The 2,333-nt window shown below is 35.7% G+C and carries 5 protein-coding genes; 4 read left to right on the forward strand and 1 reads right to left on the reverse strand.

Features of this window, described 5'->3' with window-relative positions; translation table 11 throughout:
* Positions 1-71 precede the first annotated feature (71 nt).
* Positions 72-308 carry a transcriptional regulator gene (locus Xvie_RS20010; protein WP_086110848.1) on the reverse strand — a complete coding sequence of 79 codons (237 nt, stop codon included), beginning with the start codon at positions 306-308 and terminating at the stop codon, positions 72-74.
* 107 nt (positions 309-415) lie between these two features.
* Here Xvie_RS20010 and Xvie_RS20015 point away from each other — a divergent pair, with 107 nt between their 5' ends.
* The 4 genes from Xvie_RS20015 to Xvie_RS20030 all read left to right on the forward strand — a co-directional run bounded on the left by Xvie_RS20015 (position 416) and on the right by Xvie_RS20030 (position 2,304).
* On the forward strand, positions 416-1,114 hold the full coding sequence (locus Xvie_RS20015) for an XRE family transcriptional regulator (protein WP_244175752.1): 699 nt from the start codon (positions 416-418) through the stop codon (positions 1,112-1,114).
* A 227-nt stretch (positions 1,115-1,341) separates the two neighbouring features.
* The gene (locus Xvie_RS20020) at positions 1,342-1,551 is read left to right on the forward strand and encodes a hypothetical protein (protein ID WP_086110846.1); all 210 of its coding nucleotides are present in this window, start codon (positions 1,342-1,344) and stop codon (positions 1,549-1,551) included.
* Positions 1,552-1,567: 16 nt separating this feature from the next.
* Positions 1,568-1,954, forward strand: a complete 387-nt coding sequence (locus Xvie_RS20025) for a hypothetical protein (RefSeq protein ID WP_086110847.1) — start codon at positions 1,568-1,570, stop codon at positions 1,952-1,954.
* Positions 1,951-2,304: a hypothetical protein gene (locus Xvie_RS20030; protein WP_244175753.1), complete on the forward strand. Its 354-nt coding sequence runs from the start codon at positions 1,951-1,953 to the stop codon at positions 2,302-2,304. Before Xvie_RS20025 ends, Xvie_RS20030 begins: the two co-directional genes overlap by 4 nt.
* The last annotated feature ends 29 nt before the right edge of the window (positions 2,305-2,333 follow it).

The following is a 2,333-nucleotide window of genomic DNA, read 5'->3' on the forward strand; positions in this document are numbered from 1 at the left end:
TAAACTTCTGGCATGTTCACCGTGATACAATCAGGAAAGCGCCCCATAACTAAAACCCGTCAAATTCGTCACTAATAATCTTCATGATCTACCTCCACAGGAGGCGGAAACACTTTAGGCAGATCGGGGCGTAGTTCGTGGGCTTGGACTGCTCCGTTGGTGGCCTCTACGATTGCCATAACGTAATCAGCCTTAACTCGATTACCATTTAACCAACGATGAACAGCTGGTTGTGTAACACCGCAAGCCCGTGCAAGAGACGCTTGACTACCTGCAATTTCAATAGCCCTTTTTATGTATAAATTAATCACTTCGTATACTCTTTGTTATAAACATTTAAGCTACACTAAAGCATAAAATAACTTTTTGCAATAATTTATCTTATTTGAAATTCAATAACAAAAGGTATAGATTCATGCGCATGAAAACATTTGCAGAACGTCTAAATCAGGCATTACGCGCCGAAAACATGAGTCAAGCTGAACTCGCAGGTAGAGTAGGAGTATCCCAACCTGCTATTTGGCGCCTTACGTCTGGTCAAACAAACACAAGCAGAAAGCTAGTGGAAATAGCTCACGCCTTAAATGTGAGTCCTGAGTGGTTGATGCATGGAGAAGAGCAGCTAAATACAGAGAGACCTATTTCTGTATCAGTTAAAAACGTTATTGATGACAATAGCTATCACATAGAATCTCTTAATATTCAGTCAAATACTGATAGCGATGTAGTTAATTCAACGGAATTCACTGAATCCATTAAGGGCATCACATACACAACAGAACAGGCTAACGCTTTATTCGGTAATCGCCCTTCCCAGTCAGTTAAAGTGATAACAGTGCTCGGTGATGGCATGTCACCTAGCATAGAGCCAGGAGATCTAATCTTTGTTGATGTTTCAGTGAACCATTTTGATGGGGATGGGGTATATGTCTTTGCATTGAAAGATCAACTGTATATCAAACGATTACAATCAATGTACAAAAAATTAGCAATCATTTCAGACAACAAAAGGTATGAAACTTGGTATCTTGATGAAAAAGAAGATTTTTCTCATATTAAGATTATTGCCAAAGTACTCTTGCGCCTTTCTTCTGGTCATCAACGATTCGCTTAAAGCCCTTCAAACTATTAAACAAAATTTAACCGGGTTTACCCGGTTTTTTATTTCCTATAATTATAAAAATAATATGAAATTACTTTTATAATTAAAAAATTAACTAATATTATCAAAATCTTAACAAAAAATCCCACAATTCAATAATTTTTTGTATTGCAATAAGTTATTACCTCCTGTAAATTCATCTCACGGACAAGAAATCCAATGAATGAAGGTGATATGATGTGAAAAAAATAAAACTATCGGTTGGTGATAAATATCATTTAGAGAGTGCGCTGGAAATTAATGCAGAAATGCAAGCTTTATTAATACCATTGTTGACCATAGTTGAAAAGGAAGTCGATCCTGATACTTACGTAATGTTACGAGCAGTAAAACGATTATCAATGTGTCAATATCACGATCTTAATGAATTAAATAATAACTTCGAGTAAAAACTCAGGGTGAAACATGATAAATAAACTACAAGCAGCCGTCGAAATTGCAGAAGAAATTGAAGCCTCAATATTTCCCGTAATGACTGCAACTCAAAATGAAGCTGAATCGGACACTTATTTCATGTGTCGTGGCGTGCATCGTCAGACTTGTGATTTAGCTCAGCGGTTAAGGGAAATAAATAAAGAATATATTATAGAAGATAATATCGATACAGACCGTAATTTAAATATTGAATTAGAGCCTGCTCGTAATTTAATAAAACAATCAATGGTATTAATAGGCATACTCATTGATATTGAAAAAAATGATGAAACCGCAATTGCTCTTTATACTATATCAAATTTAATACTAAAAGCTGGCAAAGAAATAGCACGAGTCCAAGGGGTAGAATATTCATGAATAACATCTTCCATCATATCCGTGTCAACAGTGAAAGACTCTCAGAAATGAGTGATGAAAATTTACAATTTTTATTTTCATCAAGCCATGAAGTCATCTATTCGATAACAAGTGGCATGAAGGCTATTGCTAATTTAGCTAGTGCAGCCGTTAACGGTGAAGAATATTCCCCCAATGATGCAATGACTGACCTTGATAGATTATCCCGACTGTTCTCTGTATTGCCTCTTATTATCGAAGCTGAATACGAAAACAATGTAAATGCAGTGAGTGAAATAAGAGAGAGAGAGTCAGTAGAAAAAGAGAATAAATTAATTGAATCAATAAGGAGTCACTATGACAACACTTAAACCCATTGAAGCCGCAACTAACCAAGATA

It is taken from the genome of Xenorhabdus vietnamensis (assembly GCF_002127535.1).
Taxonomy (GTDB): domain Bacteria; phylum Pseudomonadota; class Gammaproteobacteria; order Enterobacterales; family Enterobacteriaceae; genus Xenorhabdus; species Xenorhabdus vietnamensis.